This window comes from Actinoplanes sp. NPDC023936 (assembly GCF_040639325.1).
Lineage (GTDB): Bacteria > Actinomycetota > Actinomycetes > Mycobacteriales > Micromonosporaceae > Actinoplanes.
Genome location: NZ_JBEZZR010000022.1, coordinates 111,376 through 130,648, shown reverse-complemented (window position 1 = coordinate 130,648; position 19,273 = coordinate 111,376). Strand labels below are relative to the sequence as shown.

General features: G+C 71.5%; 16 protein-coding genes. 9 read left to right on the top strand and 7 right to left on the bottom strand.

All coding sequences use genetic code 11. The features are described 5' to 3' along the window. Positions 1-106: 106 nt before the first annotated feature. Positions 107-1,504: a glucose-6-phosphate dehydrogenase gene (locus AB0F72_RS26245; protein WP_360436092.1), complete on the bottom strand. Its 1,398-nt coding sequence runs from the start codon at positions 1,502-1,504 to the stop codon at positions 107-109. Further along, positions 1,482-2,801 carry an NAD(P)/FAD-dependent oxidoreductase gene (locus AB0F72_RS26240; RefSeq protein WP_360436090.1) on the bottom strand — a complete coding sequence of 440 codons (1,320 nt, stop codon included), beginning with the start codon at positions 2,799-2,801 and terminating at the stop codon, positions 1,482-1,484. The genes AB0F72_RS26245 and AB0F72_RS26240 overlap by 23 nt, the downstream gene beginning before the upstream one ends. Before the next feature lie 122 nt (positions 2,802-2,923). Here AB0F72_RS26240 and AB0F72_RS26235 point away from each other — a divergent pair, with 122 nt between their 5' ends. Further along, positions 2,924-4,327 (top strand): cytochrome ubiquinol oxidase subunit I, encoded by a 1,404-nt coding sequence (locus AB0F72_RS26235; protein WP_360436088.1) that lies wholly within the window; start codon positions 2,924-2,926, stop codon positions 4,325-4,327. After that, entirely contained in the window at positions 4,324-5,388 is a 1,065-nt protein-coding gene (locus AB0F72_RS26230; protein WP_360436086.1) for a cytochrome d ubiquinol oxidase subunit II, read from the top strand. The genes AB0F72_RS26235 and AB0F72_RS26230 overlap by 4 nt, the downstream gene beginning before the upstream one ends. Before the next feature lie 38 nt (positions 5,389-5,426). Here AB0F72_RS26230 and AB0F72_RS26225 read toward each other — a convergent pair whose 3' ends face one another. The 3 genes from AB0F72_RS26225 to AB0F72_RS26215 form a co-directional block, all read right to left on the bottom strand. Next, a complete protein-coding gene (locus AB0F72_RS26225; protein WP_360436084.1) occupies positions 5,427-6,995 on the bottom strand; it encodes a GMC family oxidoreductase in 1,569 nt (522 codons plus the stop codon). A gap of 13 nt (positions 6,996-7,008) precedes the next feature. Next, positions 7,009-8,598 carry an MFS transporter gene (locus AB0F72_RS26220; protein WP_360436082.1) on the bottom strand — a complete coding sequence of 530 codons (1,590 nt, stop codon included), beginning with the start codon at positions 8,596-8,598 and terminating at the stop codon, positions 7,009-7,011. Positions 8,599-8,696: 98 nt separating this feature from the next. Further along, positions 8,697-9,308, bottom strand: a complete 612-nt coding sequence (locus AB0F72_RS26215) for a TetR/AcrR family transcriptional regulator (RefSeq protein WP_360436080.1) — start codon at positions 9,306-9,308, stop codon at positions 8,697-8,699. Between the two features lie 85 nt (positions 9,309-9,393). Here AB0F72_RS26215 and AB0F72_RS26210 point away from each other — a divergent pair, with 85 nt between their 5' ends. The 6 genes from AB0F72_RS26210 to AB0F72_RS26185 are packed head-to-tail and all read left to right on the top strand — an operon-like array spanning position 9,394 to position 16,788. After that, complete coding sequence (locus tag AB0F72_RS26210) at positions 9,394-10,728, top strand: cytochrome P450 (protein ID WP_360436078.1); 1,335 nt, start codon at positions 9,394-9,396, stop codon at positions 10,726-10,728. Then, positions 10,725-12,293: a succinic semialdehyde dehydrogenase gene (locus AB0F72_RS26205; RefSeq protein WP_360436076.1), complete on the top strand. Its 1,569-nt coding sequence runs from the start codon at positions 10,725-10,727 to the stop codon at positions 12,291-12,293. Before AB0F72_RS26210 ends, AB0F72_RS26205 begins: the two co-directional genes overlap by 4 nt. A gap of 16 nt (positions 12,294-12,309) precedes the next feature. Next, the gene (locus AB0F72_RS26200; protein WP_360436074.1) at positions 12,310-13,488 is read left to right on the top strand and encodes an acyl-CoA dehydrogenase family protein; all 1,179 of its coding nucleotides are present in this window, start codon (positions 12,310-12,312) and stop codon (positions 13,486-13,488) included. Beyond that, positions 13,485-14,462 carry an acyl-CoA dehydrogenase gene (locus AB0F72_RS26195; RefSeq protein WP_360436072.1) on the top strand — a complete coding sequence of 326 codons (978 nt, stop codon included), beginning with the start codon at positions 13,485-13,487 and terminating at the stop codon, positions 14,460-14,462. Before AB0F72_RS26200 ends, AB0F72_RS26195 begins: the two co-directional genes overlap by 4 nt. Continuing rightward, the gene (locus AB0F72_RS26190; protein ID WP_360436070.1) at positions 14,459-15,955 is read left to right on the top strand and encodes an AMP-binding protein; all 1,497 of its coding nucleotides are present in this window, start codon (positions 14,459-14,461) and stop codon (positions 15,953-15,955) included. Before AB0F72_RS26195 ends, AB0F72_RS26190 begins: the two co-directional genes overlap by 4 nt. Then, positions 15,955-16,788 (top strand): SDR family oxidoreductase, encoded by an 834-nt coding sequence (locus tag AB0F72_RS26185; RefSeq protein WP_360436068.1) that lies wholly within the window; start codon positions 15,955-15,957, stop codon positions 16,786-16,788. Before AB0F72_RS26190 ends, AB0F72_RS26185 begins: the two co-directional genes overlap by 1 nt. 44 nt (positions 16,789-16,832) lie before the next feature. On the opposite strand, the gene AB0F72_RS26180 is transcribed toward AB0F72_RS26185, so the two are convergent. Together AB0F72_RS26180 and AB0F72_RS26175 are read right to left on the bottom strand one after the other, a co-directional pair. Next, on the bottom strand, positions 16,833-17,336 hold the full coding sequence (locus tag AB0F72_RS26180) for an LURP-one-related family protein (protein WP_360436066.1): 504 nt from the start codon (positions 17,334-17,336) through the stop codon (positions 16,833-16,835). A 54-nt stretch (positions 17,337-17,390) separates the two neighbouring features. Continuing rightward, the gene (locus AB0F72_RS26175; protein WP_360436064.1) at positions 17,391-17,735 is read right to left on the bottom strand and encodes a TraR/DksA C4-type zinc finger protein; all 345 of its coding nucleotides are present in this window, start codon (positions 17,733-17,735) and stop codon (positions 17,391-17,393) included. Positions 17,736-17,980: 245 nt separating this feature from the next. Here AB0F72_RS26175 and AB0F72_RS26170 point away from each other — a divergent pair, with 245 nt between their 5' ends. After that, positions 17,981-19,273 (top strand): helix-turn-helix domain-containing protein, encoded by a 1,293-nt coding sequence (locus tag AB0F72_RS26170; RefSeq protein ID WP_360436062.1) that lies wholly within the window; start codon positions 17,981-17,983, stop codon positions 19,271-19,273.

The window sequence follows — 19,273 nt, the reverse complement described above, 5'->3', positions numbered from 1 at the left end:
TTGTGTGATTTGTTCACCCTGAGGTGTGGCATCCTCGCGAACCCTCCCGGAGCCGGTCGGCAGCACGTATCCTCCGCCGAGCCACCATGCGACCGGCCGCCGGCCGTCAGCGCGCCACCCAGGGGCCGTGCCAGCCGCCGTGACCGGCCACCAGGCGATCGGCGCCGGGCGGGCCCCAGGTGCCGGGCGCGTACGTCTCGACCGGCGGCGGGCTGTCGATCAGCGGCTGCAGGATCCGCCAGGTCTCCTCGACGCCGTCCTGGCGCTGGAAGCGGGTGCTGTTGCCGAGCAGCGCCGCGTGCAGCAGCACCTCGTACGGCGTCGGGCCCTCGCCGCCCTCGTCGGCGAACTCCATGTCCAGGTTGACCGGTTCCGGCCCGTCCGCGTCGCCGCGGTGCGCCTGCAGGCTCAGGCGCATCCCGGTCGACGGATCCAGCTTGATCACCAGCTGGTCCGGCTCCGGGCGATGCGCCATGCCGGGCAGTCGCAGACCCAGTTTCGGCGGCCGTTTGAAGACCAGGCGGAACTCGGTCTGGGTGGTCGGCAGGCGTTTGCCGGTACGGATGAAGAACGGCACCCCGGACCAGCGCCAGTTGTCGATGTCGAGCCGGATCGCCGCGTACGTCTCGGTCTGCGAGTCCGGGGCGACGCCGGGAATGGCGCGGTACCCGTCGTACTGCCCGCGGACGTAGTGGGCCGGGTCCGCCTCCTCGATCGCCTTCCAGAGCGCGAGCTGGGTGTTCTTGAGCTGGCCGATGTCGGCGCCGGCCGGGGATTCCATCGCGCCGGCCGCGACGACCTGCATCAGGTGGTTCACCACCACGTCCCGCACCGCGCCGACCGGGTCGTAGAAGTGGCCGCGGTCCTCGACACCGAAGCTCTCCGCCATGGTGATCTCGACCGACTCGACGTAGTTGCGGTTCCACACCGGTTCGAGCAGCGTGTTGGCGAACCGGAAGTAGACCAGCTCTTCGAGGCCCATCTTGCCGAGGAAGTGGTCGATGCGGAACAGCTGCGACTCGTCGATGTGCTGGTGGATCTCGGCGGCCAGGGCGACGGCGGACGCGGTGTCGTGACCGAACGGCTTCTCCACCACGACCCGGCCGGCCCGGACCAGGCCGGCCTCGGCCAGCCCGGCGGCGACCCGGCCGAACAGGAACGGCGGGATCTCCAGGTAGAAGACCGGCACCGCGGCGTCCCCGATCGCCGCGCCGATCCGCTGGTACGTGCCGGGGTCGCCGAAGTCGCCGCTGAGGTAGCTCATCCGGGCGGTGAGCCGGTGGAACGCCTCGTCCTCGATCTTCTCGCCGGTGCCCTCGATCGCGGCCCGCGCGTGGCTCACCAGGTCGTCAGGCGTCCAGTCGTCGACGGCGACGCCGATGATCGGGCAGTCGAGCAGGCCGCGCAGCTCCAGCCGGTAGAGCGATCGGAAGGTCATCACCTTGGCCAGGTCGCCGGTGATGCCGAAGATGACGAGAACGTCACCCCGCGTGTTCGGTGCCATCGTGTGTCCCTTCCAGACGGATGCGTGGCCTGTCGATCGTGGCGGGATCGAGCAGCTCGGCCGACCGGTGCGCCGGCCGGAGGTAGAAGTCGTCGAACCAGCTCGCGAAGGCGCGCATCTCGGCGCCCGCGTTGGCCAGCAGTTGCGCGTGCACACCGAGCCAGGCCGCGAAGGCGAGCCGGCCCTTCAGCTCGTGCCGGTGCGGTCCGATCTCGGCGACCGCGGCCTTTCGGCCGATCATCGCCATGATCCCTTTGTCCTTGTAGTGGAACGGCTGCCGCCGGTCGCCCTCCAGGTCCGCGATGATGTTGCCGGCCGCCCAGTCACCGGCCTGCTGGGCGACGCTGCCGAGCTGCGGCAGCGCCTCGCCGTCGGCGCCGGGAATGTTCGCGACGTCGCCGAGCGCGTACACCGCGGGGAAGCCGGGGACCGAGAGGTCCGGGTGGACGTCGATGCGGCCGCCGCGGCCCTGCGGCAGGCCGGACCGGGAGGCGAGCGGCGCGGCCGACTGACCGCCGCCCCAGACCACCAGGCGGGTCTTGATCGTGGTGCCGTCGCCGAGCGTGACCCCGTCCGGAGCGACCTCCTTGACCGACACTCCCAGGCGCAGCTCGACGCCGCGGCGGGTCAGCTGCCGGACGGCGTACCCGTGCGCGTCGTCGGAGAACGCGGTGAGCACCGTGTGTCCGAGATCGACCAGGATGACGCGGGCGCCGGCGATGGCCAGGTGCGGATAGACGTGCGGCATCACGTCGTGCACGAGCTCGGCCAGCGCGCCGGCGGTCTCCACGCCGGTCGGGCCACCGCCGACCACCACGAAGGTGAGCGCGCCGTCCTCGGCCAACTCCGGCTTGGCCGCGGCGTCACGGAACAGCTCGAGGATCCGGCCGCGCACCCGCTCGGCGTCGGTCAGGCTGTACAGCGGCACCGTGTGCTGCTCCGCGCCGGGCGTGTGGAAGAAGTTCGGCTGCGCGCCCGCGCCCAGCACCAGCACGTCGGCGGCGAGCGTGCTGTCGTCGGCGAACGTCACCGACGGCGCGTGCGGGTCGATCGCGACGACCTCACCGGTACGGGTCCGCACCGTGGCGTGCCGGGCGAACATCTCGTCCAGGTCGAACCGGATGTCCCGCGGCGCCAGCTCGGCCGTGGCGATCTGGTAGAGCAGCGGCTGGAACTGGTGATATCCGTTGCGATCCACGAGGGTCACCCGGGCGCGCGGCTCGGCGGCGAGCCGCCGCGCGCAGGCCACCCCGGCGAATCCCGCACCCACGATGATCACTTCGGTCGTGCCGGCCATGGTGACTCCTCCCCCGCGGACAACCGCGTCAGCGAGGCCCATCGTCGGCCGGGCGCGTGCCGGCAGGCCTCATCCCGGACGGATGAGGCCTTCGATACCTCTCGTATCCGATGGTGGATCGCGTGAATGCCGACCTGCTCGCCGCTCCCGCCCAGCTGCTGCCGGCACGGGAACAGATGGCGCTGACCCTGATGTTCCACATCGTCTTCGTGCCGTTCGGGATCGCGCTGCCGACGATGATGCTGATCGCCAACTACAAAGGGCTGAAACGCAACGACACCGTGGCGTTGACGCTGGCCCGGCGCTGGTCGCACGCCGCGGGCCTGACCTTCGCCGTGGGCGCCGCCTCGGGAACCGTGCTGTCGTTCGAGATGGGCCTGCTCTGGCCCGGTCTGACCGGCCGCTTCGGGGAGGTGTTCGGGCTGCCCTTCGCGATCGAGGGCGTGCTCTTCTTCCTGGAGGCCATCCTGGTCGCGATCTACATCTACGGCTGGCGGCGGCTGAAGCCGTGGACACACTTCTGGCTGGGCCTGCCGATCCCGTTCGTGGCGATCGGCGGCGCCTTCTCGATCATCTCGGCGAACGCCTGGATGAACATGCCGGCCGGCTTCACCATCGACGCGAACGGGCAGGTCACGAACGTCGACCCGATCGCGGCGATCTTCAACGACGCGCTGCCGTACGAGTTCGCGCACTTCCTGGTCGCCGCGTACATGGCCGCGGCGTTCACTGTCGCGTCGATCTACGTGGTCGGCTGGCTGAAGGGCCGCCGCGACCGCTACCACCGGCTGGGCATCCTGATCCCGCTGACCATCGCGACAGTGCTGGTCCCGGTGCAGTTCGTCGTCGGCGACCTGACCGCCGTCGCCGTCTTCAAGGATCAGCCGGCGAAGTTCGCGGCGATGGAGGTGGTCACCGAGTCCGGCACCCACCAGCCCGAGGTGCTGTTCGGACGGTACGACAGCGCCACCAACACGGTCGTGGGCGGCGTCTCCATCCCCGGCCTGAACTCCTGGCTCGCCGGCGGCAGCGTCGACACCTACGTCCCCGGGCTGGACCAGGTCCCGCCGGAGAACCGTCCGTCGAACGTCACCATCGTGCACTGGGCGTTCGACATCATGGTCGGCATCGGCACGTTGCTGATGCTGCTCTCCCTGTGGTTCGGCATCGCCTACTGGCGAAAACGCGATGTGCCGGACAACCGGGTCTTCCTGTGGTTCGCCGCGAGCGCGGGCGTGCTCACCTACATCGCGGTCGAGGCCGGCTGGATCGTCACCGAGGTGGGCCGCCAGCCATGGATCGTCTACAACATCATGCGTACCGAGGAGGCGGTCACCAACACCGACGCGGGCACCCTGTGGATCAGCTTCAGCCTGATCGCGCTGCTCTACCTGACCCTGGCGATCGGCACGATCACCGTGCTGCGCGCGATGTCGCGGCGCTGGCGCCAGAGCGATCAGACCGACGACGACCTGGCCGTGTACGGACCGCGGCCGGCCGTGGCGGACTCGGAGGTGACGCCGTGAACACCGCTATCGCCGTGGCCGGGGTCATGATGCTGGCCCTGACCCTGTACGCGTGCACCGGCATCGCCGACTACGGCGCCGGCTTCTGGGACCTCACGGCGGGCGGACGCGACCGGGGACGCCTGCCCCGCTCGCTGATCGACAACGCCGTCACCCCGGTCTGGGAGGCCAACCACGTCTGGCTGATCTACGTGCTGGTGGTCTGCTGGACCGGTTTCGGCAGCACCTTCGCGTCGGTCATGTCGACGCTCTACATCCCGCTCGCGCTCGCGCTGCTCGGCATCGTGCTGCGGGCCGCCGGGTTCGCGATGAGCAAGGACGCCGCCCGGGCCCGGATGCGGCACCTGGCCGGCTGGCTGTTCGGGATCGGCTCGTTCCTCACCCCGTTCTGCCTGGGCACCGCCGTCGGCGCGGTGCTGACCGGCCGGATCCCGGTCGGCAACGCGGCCGGCGACGAGATCACCAGCTGGCTCAACCCGTCGTCGATCCTGGTCGGCCTGCTGACGGTGGCGATCGGCGCGTACGTCTCGGCGGTCTACCTGCTCGCCGAGGCGCACCGGCACGGCACGGCCGCCCTCCACGGCTACTTCCGCCTCCGGGCCCGCGCCGCGGGTGTCGCCGGGCTGCTGCTCGGCATCGGTGTGCTGATCGCGCTCTACGCCGACGAGCGGCAGATGGCCGACCGGGTGGTCCAGCGCGGCTGGCCGCTGCTGCTGCTCAGCCTGGCCCTGCTGGCCGGATCGTTCTGGCTGGCCACCGGGGTGCGGGTGTGGCTCATGCGGCTGGTCGCGGCCGGCGGGATCGCGGCGCTGGTGTGGGCGTGGGCGGTCGCGCAGTACCCGTACCTGCTGCCGTTCTCGCTCACCGTGCAGGACGGCGCCGCCGACCCGGCGACGCTGCGCTGGCTGCTGATCTGGTTCGTCGCCGCGCTGGTGCTGGTGGTCCCGGCGCTGACCCTGCTGTTCTGGCTGGACCAGCGCGGTGAGCTGGGCGAGGACCCGGCGACCTCGCGGCCGGAACCCGTGGAGCCGGAACCCGTGGAGACAGAAACGATCCGGTGAGAACCGCCGTCGCCCTCACCGGATCGTCCGTCTGACGATCAGCGCAAGCGCCCTGCGATGTGCTCACCCACGCGCAGGGCGTTGGCCATCGCGGTGAGCGACGGGTTCACCGCCCCGATGCTCGGGAAGAAGCTGGTGTCCACCACGTAGAGGTTGTCGACCTCGTGCGCCTTGCAGTTCACGTCCAGCGCCGAACTGGCCGGATCGGTGCCGAACCGCACCGTTCCGGCCTGGTGCGCGGTCGCCCCGATCGGCATCCCCTTGTGCAGGTAGATGCTGTGGTCGAGCAGCCGGTGCGGATGCATCCCGAGGTCGCCGAGCATGCCGCGCAGCTGGTGCTGCAGCCGTTTGACGCCCTCCTCGTTGTTCTTCTCGGCCAGGCTGAGCCGGATCTGCCCGTCGGCTTCCAGTGTCACCCGGCTCTCCGGGTCGGGCAGGTCCTCGCCGCACAGCCAGAAGTCGACGGCGTGGTGGGCGAGCACCTCGAACGGCATCTCCGGCGACACCTTGCCGGCCATCCGCGGCGCGTTCGCCCGGATCTGCTCGGCGTCGGACTTGCCGAGCATCTGGATGCCGCCCATCGGGAACTCCCACTCGTCCGACGCGGAGTACCAGTCGTTCAGGGCGAGGGTCTTCTGGAATCGGGTCGGGTTGGGTTCCCGGGAGACCGCCATGACGGCCAGGTTGTTGTGCCGCATGTAGTGCCGGCCGACGGTGTCCGAGCCGTTGGCCAGCCCGCGGGGATGCCTGTCGTTCGCCGAGCGCAGCAGCAGGGCGGCCGAGTTCACCGCGCCGGCCGCGACGACCACGATGTCCGCGCTGAACCGCTGCCGCTCGCCCTTCACCGAAGCGATCACCGCGGTCACCTCGCGGCCCGATTCCGAGGTCTCCAGCACCTCCACGTACGCGTTGGTGACCATGGTGACGTTCTCGTGCTCCAGGGCCGGATCGACACACCGGACCTGCGCGTCGGACTTGGCGCCGAGCAGGCACGGGAAGCCGTCCACCCGATCGCATCGGATGCAGGCGCTGCCGTGGGTGGCGCCGCCCGCGGCGTTCTGGGTCAGGTCCACGCCGATCGGCAGGTGGAACGGGTGCCGGCCGAGCTTCTCCAGGCCGTCGCTGAGCTCCTGGATGCGCGGCTCGTGCTGCACCGGCGCGAACGGGTACGGCCGGCTGGCCTTACCGGCGGTCGGATCCTCACCGTGCAGGCCGCGCACCCCGTACAGATGCTCGGCCTCGCTGTAGTAGGGCTCCAGGTCGTCGTAGCTGATCGGCCACGCCGGTGAGATCCCGCCGTGGTGGCGGATCTCGCCGAAGTCCTGCGGCCGCAGCCGGAACAGCGCCGCACCGTAGAACTTGGTGTTCCCGCCGACGTAGTAGTTCACCTCGGGCGGGAACTCGTGCCCGTGTTTGTCGAGCCAGAATTCCGGTGCGCGGTATTTGCCCTTCACGAACACCGCTGTCGATTCCCAGTTGTCCCGCTCGCGGGGCAGATAGTCGCCGCGTTCCAGGATCAGAACCCGTTTTCCGGTGGACGCCAGGCGGTGCGCCAGGGTTCCCCCTCCGGCTCCGGTGCCGATGACGATCACGTCGGAGTGCTGCATGGGCTTTCGCTCCCTATCCGTTGTCCTCGGAGTGGTAGTCCGCAAGGAGCCGCTGTTCCTCCTCCTTGCGCGGGAAGAGGAAGAACACGAGAACCGCGCCGGCCAGGATCGCGATGATGCCCGCGGTGTACGCCCAGTCGGCGCCGTCCAGGAACGACCTCTTCGCGGCCGCGGTGATCTGGCCGGCGTACTGCGGGTACTGCTGGGCCGCGTCGGCGGCGCTGGAGAACGACTTGGTGAGCACGTTGCGCATGTCGCCGCTGATGTTCTCGGCGTCCGGTGTGGAGGCGAGGGTGGCGGCGAACGCGGACGCGTACCCGGCGGTCAGCAGCGCGCCGAAGACCGATTGCAGGATCGCGCCGCCGAGGTCGCGTTGCAGGTCGGCGGTGCCGGAGGCCATGCCGGCCCGGCGCACCGGCACCGAGCCGGTCAGCGAGTGCGAGGCCGGGGTGCCGGCCAGGCCGACCCCGACGCCGATGAACGCGTACGCCAGGCCGATCTGCCAGTACGGGCTGCCCTCCTGCCAGAACGCCAGCATCCAGCCGAAGGCGAGCAGCAGGGACACGTACCCACAGAGGAGGGTGAACCGGGCCCCGCGGGTCTCCACCAGCTGCGCGGAGCGCGGCGCCACCAGCACCATCAGGATGACCGCCGGCAGGAAGGCGGCGCCCGCCTCCAGGGTCGAGTAGCCCAGCACGTTCTGCAGGTATTGCTGGCTGACGAACGCCGCGCCCATCAGCGACCCAAACACGATCACCCCGGCGCAGGCGGCCACCCAGAAGACCCGGCGGCGCGCCACATGCAGGTCGTACAGCGGGTTCGCGGCGGCCCGCTGGCGCAGCGCGAACCCGATCAGCGCGGCCAGCGCGATCACGGCCAGCCCGACAGCGAGGACGCCCTTGTTCGGCACCGGCGCGAAGTTGATCGACAGGATCAGCGAGCCGACCAGCACCACCGACAGCACGCCGCCGAGGTTGTCGACCGGGTCGGAGGTCTCGTTCACCCCGCTCGGCACCAGGAACCAGGCGAGCAGCAGCGCGACCGCCACGAGCGGCAGGGTGATCAGGAAGACCGAGCCCCACCAGAAGTTCTGCAGCAGCGCGCCGGCGACCAGCGGGCCGAGCGCCGCGATGCCGCCGCCGATCGCCGACCACAACGCGATGGATTTCGTCCGGCCCGGTCCGGACCACAGGGCGGTGATCAGCGCCAGCGTCGTCGGGTAGGCCAGGCCGGCCGAGAAACCACCGAGCAACCGGGCCGCGAACAGCACCGTGTCGCTCGGCGCGTACGCCGCGAGCAGGCAGGCCGGCACGGACAGGCCCATGCCCAGCAGCAGCATCAGCTTGCGGCCGTACCGGTCGCCGAGCGCGCCCAGGTAGAGCACCGACGCGGCCAGGCCCAGCGAATAGCCCACCGCGATCAAGTCGAGGGAGGTCTGCGACGAGTCGAACGCCCGCCCGATCGACGGCAGGGCCACATTCGCCACCGACAGGTTCAGATTGGCCACCCCGGCGACCACGATCAGCGCGATGAGCACCAGCCCGGCTCGCTGCGGAGCCTCACCGGCCCGCACCGCACCCGCACTGCGGTCAGTGTCCGCCACGACGTTCGCCCCCCTCGACTGGCCGGAATGTCACCAACCTCGCGCGTGGGGCGGTCGTGCGCATCGTTCGCCCAGGGTGATTCCGAGACAGGCGGGGCTCAGCGGTAGATGCCGAGCAGGGTGCGGGACGCGGCTTCGACGATCTCGTCGGTGGAGGCCCGCAGGGCGCCGTCCAGCCACGCGGTGATGACCTCGGCCATGCCGCCGATGAAGAGCATGCCGCCGATCTCGTCCTCGGTGGCGCTGCGGCCCGGTGGGCCGAGGAACGTGCGGGACTCGACCGCCGACCGGTGGGCGAGATGGCGCAGCAGCTCGGAGCGGCGCTGCCGCAGTTTCGGCACGGCGAGCGACTCGACGATCGCGACGCGGCCCTTGCGGGGGTCGTCGTTCAGCAGTTCGACGAAGGCGCGGACCGCTGCGCGTACCCGATCAATCGGATTGTCGCCCGCGGCCTCGGCCGCGGCCCGGCTGGTCTCCTCGATCTCCGCCGCGATGGTGTCCATGACCGCTTCGAGCAGCGCTTCGAGGCCGGTGAAGCTCTCGTAGAAATATCGCTCGCTGAGGCCAGCCTCGGCGCAGACGGCCGTCATCGTGGTGCGGATCCGCGGATCGGCCCAGACCGTGAGGGCGGCGGCGAGCAGCCGGGAACGGCGCTGCGCCACCCGGTCGGCGGCGCTGACGCCCCGGTAGCTCCCCGATGGGACCGCCATGCCGCCCACCATGCCACACCGTTCCGGCGACATTGACAGGACGCCCTTCCCGAATCACGCTGGTCGATACCGGAAGGGTGGGCCGATGAGGGAACCACACCAGATCGCGACACTGCGCCGTGCGGATCGCGGGCTGCCCTGGATCGGCGCGTTCTTCGACTACCAGCGCGATCCGGTCCGGCTCTACCGGCGTCACTACGACCACTACGGCCCGGTCGCGCCCTCCTACATGCTCGGCCGGACCTCGGTGATGCTGCTCGGCCCGGACGCCTGCGGCGAGGCGCTGCAGAACCGGGACAAGGCGTTCGCCAACGAGCCGGCCTGGTCCCAGCTGGTCGGCCCGTTCTTCCACGGCGGCCTGATGCTGATCGACTTCGACGTGCACCACGGCCATCGGCGGATCATGCAGGAGGCGTTCACCCCGGCCCGGCTGGACGGCTACACCCGGCGGCTGCACCCCGCGATCGAGCAGGGCCTGCGCGGCTGGGAGGCCGGCAAGCGGTTCCCGGCGCACTGGCGGCTCAAGCAGCTCACCCTCGACATCGCCGCGGACCTGTTCATGGGCGGCGCCCGGGACACCAGCCGGGCCGAGATGGCCCGGGTGAACCGGGCGTTCCTCGCCTGTGTGCAGGCCGCCGCCGGGATCGTCCGGGCCGACGTGCCGTTCACCCGCTGGGGCCGGGCCTACCGCGCGCGCCGGGTGCTGGAGAGCTTCCTGCGCGGGTACCTGCCGGCGAAGCGGGCCACCCGGACCGACGACATCTTCTCGGTGCTCTGCCACATCGAGACCGAGGACGGCGACCGCTTCTCCGACGACGACGTGGTCAACCACATGATCTTCCTGATGATGGCCGCGCACGACACGTCGACCGTCACCACCTCCACGATCCTGCAGTACCTCGGCCAGCACCCGCGGTGGCAGGAACGCTGCCGGGCCGAGGCGATGGCGCTGGGCCCGGCGCCGGACCGGGCCGGCCTGGAGTCGCTCGTCGCGATCGACCTGGTGATGCGGGAGGCGCTGCGGCTGCGGGCGCCGGTGCCGATCCTGGTCCGCTACACCGTCAAGGACACGGCCGTGCAGGGCGTGCGCATCCCGGCCGGAACCATGTGCGCGGTCGGCATCCAGTTCACCCACATGATGGAGGAGTACTGGACCAATCCGATGGTCTTCGACCCGGAACGGTTCGCCGAGGGCCGCCGGGAGGACCGCTCGCACCGGTTCGCCTGGGAGCCGTTCGGCGGTGGTGTGCACAAGTGCATCGGCCTGTACTTCGCCGGCCTGGAGGTCAAGGCGATCATGCATAACCTGCTGCGCCGCTATCACTGGAGCGTCGATCCGGCGTACCTGCCGCGGCTGGACCATCACTCGCTGCCGTTCCCCAAGGACGGCCAGCCGATCGTCCTGCGGGAGAACGCATGAGCACGATCAGCGCCCACCGCCCGGCCTGGCTCACCGACGCCAGGCTCGCGTCCCTCCGCCGATGGGTCAAAAACGGCAATTTGGGTACGCTCACCGCGCTCGCCCCCTACGACGCCCTGCCCACCGCGGGGGTGCCGGCCTGCTCCCCGGACGACGTCGACGCCGCCGCCACCAGCGCCCGGGCGGCCCAGCCGCAGTGGGCCGCGCTCTCCTACGAGGCCCGCGCCGCGGTCGTGCTCCGTTTCCACGATCTGCTCGTCGAGCGGCAGGACGAGGTCCTCGACCTGATCCAGTGGGAGGTGGGCAAGGCCCGCCTGCACGCCTGGCAGGAGGTGCTGCTGCTCGGCACGGTGGCCCGGCACTACGCCCGGCACGGGCGGTCCTACCTCAAGGACCGCCTGGTGCGCCCGGCCGTCCCGGTGGTCACCCGGGTCACCGAGGTCCGCGTCCCCAAGGGCGTCGTCGGCATCATCTCGCCCTGGAACTATCCGCTCTACCTGGGCGTCGCCGACCTGATCCCGGCCCTGCTGGCCGGCAACACCGTGGTCAGCAAGGCGGACCAGCAGACGCCGCTGACCCTGCTCTGGGCCCGCGCCCGGATGGCCGAGGCGGGCCTGCCGGAGGACGTCTGGCAGGTCGTGGCCGGTGACGGGCCGTCGATCGGCGCGGCGGTGATCGACGCCGCCGACTATCTCTGCTTCACCGGCTCCACCGCCACCGGCCGGATCGTCGCCGAGCGCGCGGCCCGCCGCCTGATCGGCGTCTCGCTCGAACTCGGCGGCAAGAACCCGCTGATCGTCCGCGCCGACGCCGACCTGGACCTCGCCGCCCGCGGCACGGTCGAGGCGGCGTTCGCCAACAGCGGCCAGATGTGCATCCACATCGAGCGCGTGATCGTCCACCGGAAGGTGTACGAGGCGTTCACCGAGGCGCTGCTGGCCGCCACCAGCGCGCAGCGGCTCGGACAGGGCCTCGGCTACGGCTACGACGTGGGCCCGCTGGTGAGCCGGGCCCAGCTGGACAAGGTCAGCGCGCACGTGCGGGACGCGGTCGCCAAGGGCGCCACCGTGCTGGCCGGCGGCCGCGCCCGCCCCGACATCGGCCCGTACGCCTACCAGCCCACCGTCCTCGACGGCGTCACCGGCGACATGGACCTCTGCCTCGGCGAGACGTTCGGGCCGGTGGTCGCCCTGCACCGGGTGGACGGCGACGACGCCGCGATCGCCGCCGCCAACCTGGGCCGGCAGGGCCTGTCGGCCAGCATCTTCACGGCCGACACCGCCGCCGCCGAGGCGATGGCCCGCCGGATCCGCTCCGGCGCGGTGAACGTCAACGACGGCGCCGGCCTGGCGATCGCCACCGTGGAGGCGCCGATGGGCGGGCGCGGGGAGAGCGGCCTGGGCCGCCGGCACGGTGCCGAGGGCATCCGCCGGTTCACCGACGCGCAGACCGTGGCGGTCTCCCGGCTCGGTCCGCTCGGCCCGCCGCCGGGCCGGCCGGTGGAGTCGTTCGTGGCGTTCGGCAACAAGCAACTGAAGCTGCTGCGGAGGCTGGGCATCCGATAGAGCGGGAGGAACCTGGATGGATTTCGACGACACCCCGGACGAGGCTGCCTGGCGGACCGAGGTCCGCGCGTTTCTCGCGGCTCATCGGCATGAGCTCGGTGCCGATCCCCGGGCCTGGCAGGCGCTTCTCTACGACGCCGGATTCGTCGGGGTCACCTGGCCGGTGTCCGCCGGAGGCCGGGGCGGCACGCCGATGCAGCAGGCGATCGTCGACCAGGAGATGTCCCGGCTCGGGCTGCCCGCCCTGATCAATTTGATCGGCATCGGCATGTGCGGACCCACTGTGATCATGCACGGCAGCGAGGACCAGAGACAGCGCTACCTCAAGCGGCTGCTGCGCGCCGACGACCTGTGGTGCCAGCTGTTCAGCGAGCCGGCCGCCGGCAGCGACCTGGCCGCGCTGCGCACCCGGGCGGTACGCGGCGACGACGGGGACTGGCGGGTCAGCGGGCAGAAGGTGTGGACGACGCTCGCGCACCTCGCCGACTACGGGATCCTGCTCACCCGTACCGATCCGGACGTGCCCAAACACCGCGGCCTGACGATGTTCGTGGTCGATCTGAAGGCGCCCGGCGTCACGGTCCGGCCGCTGCGGCAGATGAACGGCGACGCGCACTTCAACGAGGTGTTCTTCGACGACGTGGTGATCCCCGACGCCGAACGCCTCGGCGCGGTCGGCGACGGCTGGACGGTGGCGCTGACCACGCTGATGAACGAACGCCTCTCGCTCGGCGGCGGCGGCACCGCGGTCGGGCCGAAACCTGAGACGGTGGCCCGGCACGTCGCCGGGCGGATCGGCGCGCTCAGCCCCGGCCGGCAGGCCCTGGCCCGGCAGGAGCTGGGACGCGGGTACGTCGCCGCGCTCGGCGCCCGCTACACCGGGTACCGGCAGCTGTCGAAACTCAGCCGCGGCGAGCTTCCCGGGCCGGAGGCGTCGGCGGGGAAGCTGAGCGGCACCCGATCGGCACGTGACCTGGCCGACCTCGCGGTGCGGGTGCTCGGCGACGACGCCCGCGTGGCGACCACCCGCGAGGGCGACGGCATCTGGCAGAACGCGCAGGCGGTGATGCCGGGCATGGCCATCGCGGGCGGCAGCGACCAGGTGCTGCGCAACATCATCGGCGAGCGGGTCCTCGGGCTGCCCGCCGAACCCCGAGCCGACAAGGGACTCACGTTCCGGGAGAGCCTGCGATGAACTTCGACCTGGATCAGGAACACCTGGACCTGGCCGCCGCCGCCGGTGAGTTCCTGGCCGCCGCGGGTGGCCCGGCGGCGGCCCGCGCGGCGCTGGACGGCGGCGCCGGTGTACGGCCCGGACGCGCCGAGCTGGTCAAGAGCGGCTATCCGGCGATCACCGTCCCGGAGGCCGCCGGTGGGGGTGGCGGCAGCCTCCTGCACCTGGCCGTGGTGGCCGAGCGGGCCGGCCGGGTCCTCGCCGGGCCGTCCCTGGTGACCTACGCGCGGGCGGCCGTGCTGCTGGCCGACCACCCGGACCGGCTGGCCGGTCTCGCCGACGGCAGCCTGGCCGTGGCGGTGGTCGACGACGACGGGCCGGTACTGGACGCGGCCGGCGCCGACACGTTCCTGGCACTCCGCGACGGTGACCTGGTCTGCGGGCCGGGCACGGTCACCGTCCGGGAGCCGATCGACGCGACCCGCGGCCTCGGCGACGTCGCGCTGGGCGAGACAGTCGTGCTGGCCCGCGACGCCGCGGACCTGTGGCAGCGGGGTGAGCGCGTCGGCCGTACCGTGCTCGCCGCTGAGGGGCTGGGCACCGCCGCACGGATCTTGGAGATCGGTGTGGAGTACGCGAAGCAGCGTCAGGCCTTCGGGCGTCCGATCGGCTCCTATCAGGCGATCAAGCACATGCTCGTGGACGTCTACGTCGCGGTGGAGCAGCTGCGATCGCTGGTCTGGTGGGCCGCCTGGGCCGCCGACCACGCGCCGGGCGAACTGCCGCTGGCCGCGGCCGCCGCCAAGGCCGCCGCCGCCACCACCCTGGACCAGGCGGCCGAGGCGGTGATCCAGGTGCACGGCGGCATCGGCTTCACCTGGGAGCACGACGCGCATCTGTACTGGCGGCGGGCCAAGGTGGACCGGTTCCTGCTCGGTGACGACGTGGCGGCGTTCGACGAGGTGGCACGACTAGCGATGGAGGTCTCGTCATGAGCGGGCCCGGGACACACAATCTCGCCGTCCTCGCCGAGCAGTCCTTCGAACGCAACGGCGACTACGAGTCGCTGTTCTTCGAGGGCCGGTGGGTGACGTCCGGGGAGATCCACCGGCGATCGGCGCGGGTCGCCGGTGGGCTGCGCGCGCACGGCGTTCAGCCCGGCGACCGGGTCGTCGTGCTGACGATGAACGCGCCCGAGGTGTTCATCTCGTACCGGGCGATCTGGCGTGCCGGCGCGGTGGTGACCCCGGTGATCTTCCTGCAGAGCGTGCCCGAGCTGCGGCACATCCTCACCGACTCGGGCGCCACCGCGGCGATCATCAGTCCGGAGCTGGCCGACCTGTTCCGGGACGCCGCCGAGGGGCTGGACGTCAAGGAGTTCGTGCTCGGCTCCTCGTTCGCCGACCTCGAGGCCGGTGAGCCGGCCGGGATCGAGCCGCGTGCCGACGACGACCTCGCGGCGCTGCTCTACACCGGCGGCACCACCGGCCGGGCGAAGGGCGTCATGCTCAGCCACCGTGGGTTGTGGGAGTGCGGCCGCGGCCTCGACCAGGTCAACCGGACCATGGACGCGACCAGGAGTCTGCTGGCGCTGCCGCTGTCGCACGCCTACGGCCTGATCGTGTCGATCGCCAGCCTGCACTCCGACCGCCGGGGTGTCTCGGTGATGCAACGCTGGTTCGAACCCGTCGGCTGGCTGAAACTGGTCGCCGAGCACCGCCTCGAAGGCGCCCCGGTCGTCCCCACCATGCTGGCGATGCTGCTGGGCCAGCCGCTCGGCGACTACGACCTGTCCTCGCTGCGAATCTTCGGCTCGGGCGGCGCCACCCTGCCCCCGCCGGTCCGGGCCGCCGCCGAGAAGGCCTTCGGCGTGACAGTTCTGGAAGGCTACGGCTGCACCGAGTCCAGCGCGTTCGTCTCGGCGGAGACCGTTTCCGACCATCGGGCCGGCAGCGTCGGCAAGCCCCTCCCGCACGCCGAGGTGGCGATCCTCGACCCCGACGGGAAGCCGGTGCCGACCGGCGAGGACGGCGAGATCTGCGTACGCGGCCCGGGCATCATGCTCGGCTACTGGAACGACAGGGAGCTGACCGCGCGGACCGTCCGCGACGGCTGGCTGCACACCGGCGACGTCGGCCGGTTCGACGCCGACGGCTTCCTCTACGTCGTCGACCGGCTGAAGGACCTGATCATCCGGGGCGGCTTCAACGTGTTCCCCCGCGACGTCGAGGACGTGCTGCTGGAACACCCGGCCGTGCAGATCGCGGCCTGCGTGGGCCGTCCCGACGCCTCGACCGGCGAGGAGGTCGTCGCCGTGGTGCAGCTGACGCCCGGGCATCAGGTCTCCGGGCCGGAACTGGTCGAGTTCGCCCGGGAACGCATGGCGAAGTACAAGTACCCCCGCGAGGTCATCGTCCTGGACGCGGTGCCCCTCACCAGCGTCGGCAAGATCAACCGCAAGGCCGTCCGGGCCCTGGTGAAGCCGTGATGAGCCGCAAGATCGCCGGGATGGCCGTGATCGTCACCGGCGGCGCGCGGGGCATCGGCCGGGCCACCGCCGAACGTCTGGCCGGCCTCGGCGCCTCGGTCGCGATCGGCGACCTGGACCGGGACCTGGCGGCCACCGTGGCAGCGCCCTTCGGCGACCGGGTGGCCGCGGCCCGGCTGGACGTCACCGACCCCTCCTCCTGGCAGGAGTTCCTGACCGAAACCGGTCACCTGGGCCCGTGGCACGCGCTGATCAACAACGCCGGCGTCATGCCGCTCGGCTCGCTGCTCAAGGAACCCGACCAGATCACCCGGACCATCGTCGACGTCAACGTGTTCGGCGTGATCAACGGGACGAAGGCGGTGGCGCCGGGCATGGTCGACCGCGGCCGCGGCCACATCGTCAACGTGGCCTCGGCGGTGGGCCGCCTCGCGGTCGCGAACGCGGCCACCTACTCGGCGTCGAAGTTCGCCGTGGTCGGGTTCAGCGAGGCGATGCGGGCCGAGCTGGCACCGGCCGGCGTCGACGTCACGGTCATCCTGCCGACCGTGGTGAAGACCGAGCTCTCCACCGGCGTCCCGGCCGCGAAGGGCGTCAAACCGGTCACCCCCGAGGACGTGGCCGAGGTGATCGAGGCGGCCCTGCGCAAGCCGCAGGCCGAGCTCTGGGTGCCGCGCTGGGTGCAGGGCCCGACGAAGGTCACCCAGGCCCTGCCACGCCGGATCACGCGACTGCTCGACAGGCTGTCCGACACCGGGTCGGTGCTGAGCCGGGTGGACACGGCCGCCCGGGCGGCCTACGAGGAGCGCGCCCGGCGATCCGGCCGGCCCTAGTCGCTGCCGGGCTCCCGGCCCTAGTCGCTGCCGGGCTCCCGGCCCTAGTCCCTGCCGGGCTCCCGGTCCTTGGCCTCGCGTCCCAGCGCCAGGTCGAGAGCCAGCACGCTGCCGATGATCAGCAGCGGGTCGACGCCGTCGGCGACCTTGACCGCGTACGTGTCACGGAACGTGAGCCACCGCTTGGAGACCGACGCGACCTCGTCACCGCCCTGCTCGATCACGTACTCGTGGTCCAGCAGGTCACCCTTCATCTCCAGGTCGTCCGGGCCGGGGACGTCGATGGTGAACTTGTCGCGGAACGGGGTGAACAGCTTCTTGCGTACCTCGGCGGCCTTCTCCCCACCGATCTGGATCTCGTAGGTCGGGCGCAGCGCGATCAGGTGCCGGTGCACGGAGGCCACCTCGGCGCCCGCCGGGTCCTCGATGACGACCTTCCCCCGCACGCTGAACACCTTGCCGTCGACGTGGTAGACCTTCGCCCCGTGCTCGTCCAGCACGTCGAAGTCGTCACCGATCGCGAAGAACCGCTCCTTGATCACAAACATGGGGCCATTCTCCACCGCCCGATCTCAGCCGCACCGCGCGATGCCGGCAGCCGGTCATGACGGGCTGACCTGGTGGCACGGCGTGCAGTACCTCGCCTCCGGGTAGGCATGCAGCCGGCCCAGTGGGATGGCCTGCCGGCAGCGCTCGCAGGTGCCGTAGGTGTTCTGGGACATGCGCCGCAGGGCATCGGCGGCGGCGGCGACGCCGATGCGGGTTTCCCGGGTCAGCGCGGCCAGGGTGCGCGGGTCGTACCCGCCGAGCCGGGGTAGCTCACCGCACAGCACGAGCTCGGTCAACCGGTTGGTCTGGACGGCGAACTGCTCCTCCAGAATGTCGCGCAGCAGGCGCAGAGACGACGCGCTGCCGGCCGCGGCAGTGCCGTGCAGGGTGGCAGTCATGGCTGGTCCCTTCTGATCGCTGGATCGCCGCTCGGCGGCGAGCCGGTCCCGGGTGACTCCAGTCTGCTGATCAGCAGCGGCATCCACAGCGCGTCACGCCAGACAATACGGACGGAAATCTTTGCCGATCGTCGGCAACGTTCATCGGCGGACTCTCCGCCCCCTGCGTGCCGTCTCTCGCCGGGGACCACCCCGTCGGCCCGCTGGCCGCGACCGCGATGCCACTCGCAGGGCTAAGCTGCCGGATGTCGGCAAGAACGAGCGGCGACCAGTACGTCTGCGGGGTGGCGGGGATGACCGACGGCGCGGGACGGTCTCGGCAGCGCCCGGCGCCGGCCTCGGTCCCGTCGGACACCTGGCTCGTCGGCGTGGCCGACGGCGCCAGCCGCGACGCCGGTGGTGTTCCGGTCCAATTGCTCGGCGACTATCTGCCGATGCTCGCCGACGCGGCCATCCACGGCCGGCAGGTCAAGAAACGCGAGCTGGATGCTGTCGGCCGGCTCGGCCGGCAGGCAGCCGAGCAGGGCATCTCCGCCGGGCGCGTGGTGCAGCTGTACCTGTCCGCGGCCCGTCGGCTGTGGGAGGACCTCCCCATCGTGGTGCGCTCGCGCGACCGGGAAGCGGTGCGCGCGGCGGCGGCCGCGGTGCTGCAGGTCGTCGACAAGGCCGTCGCCACCCTCGCCGAGGGTTACGCGGACGCGCGGCGCGACCTGGTCCGGCGCGAGGAGACGCTGCGCCGCGAGCTCATCGACGACCTGGTGCGCGGCGACTCCGATGTGGGCGCGCTGGTGGAGCGCGCCGAACCGTTCGGCCTCGATCTGGCCCGCAGCCACCAGGTGGCGCTGGCGGCGCCGAGCCGGCGGCTGCCGGACGCCGACACGGCCATCAGCGCCCTGGAGGCGGTCGTGTTCGACCGGCTCGGCGACCGCGACGTTCTGGTGGCGACCAAGGAGGGCCTGCTGGTGGTCATCGCACCGGCCGACCCGCCCGCGGCGGGCCGCTCCTCGTCCGCGACGGGCACGGGTGCCGACCTGGGCGCTCTCATGCACAGCGAGTTGAATCGTCTCCCCCGCGGCCGGCCGTGGCGCGTCGCCGTCGGCCGGGCCCACCCGGGCCTGTACGGCATCGCCCGTTCCTATGAGGAGGCCCGCGAGGCGCTCACCATGGCCGGGCGGCTGAACACCGACAACCCGGTCACCAGCGCGCACGACCTGCTCATCTACCGGGTGCTGCTGCGCGATCAGCCGGCCATCGTCGACCTGGTCCAGGCGGTGCTGACCCCGCTGGCACAGGCCCGCGGTGGCGCCGCGCCGCTGCTCGACACCCTGGATGCCTATTTCGCCAGCGGCACGGTTGCCACCGAGGCCGCCAAACAGCTGCACATCTCGGTGCGCACCGTCACGTACCGGCTGGCCCGGGTGAAAGCCCTGACCGGTTATGACCCGGCCGATCCCACGCACCGTTTCACCCTGCAGGCAGCCGTGCTCGGCGCCAAACTGCTCAACTGGCCACGGGTGCCGCTGCCGGCCCCGGGCTGA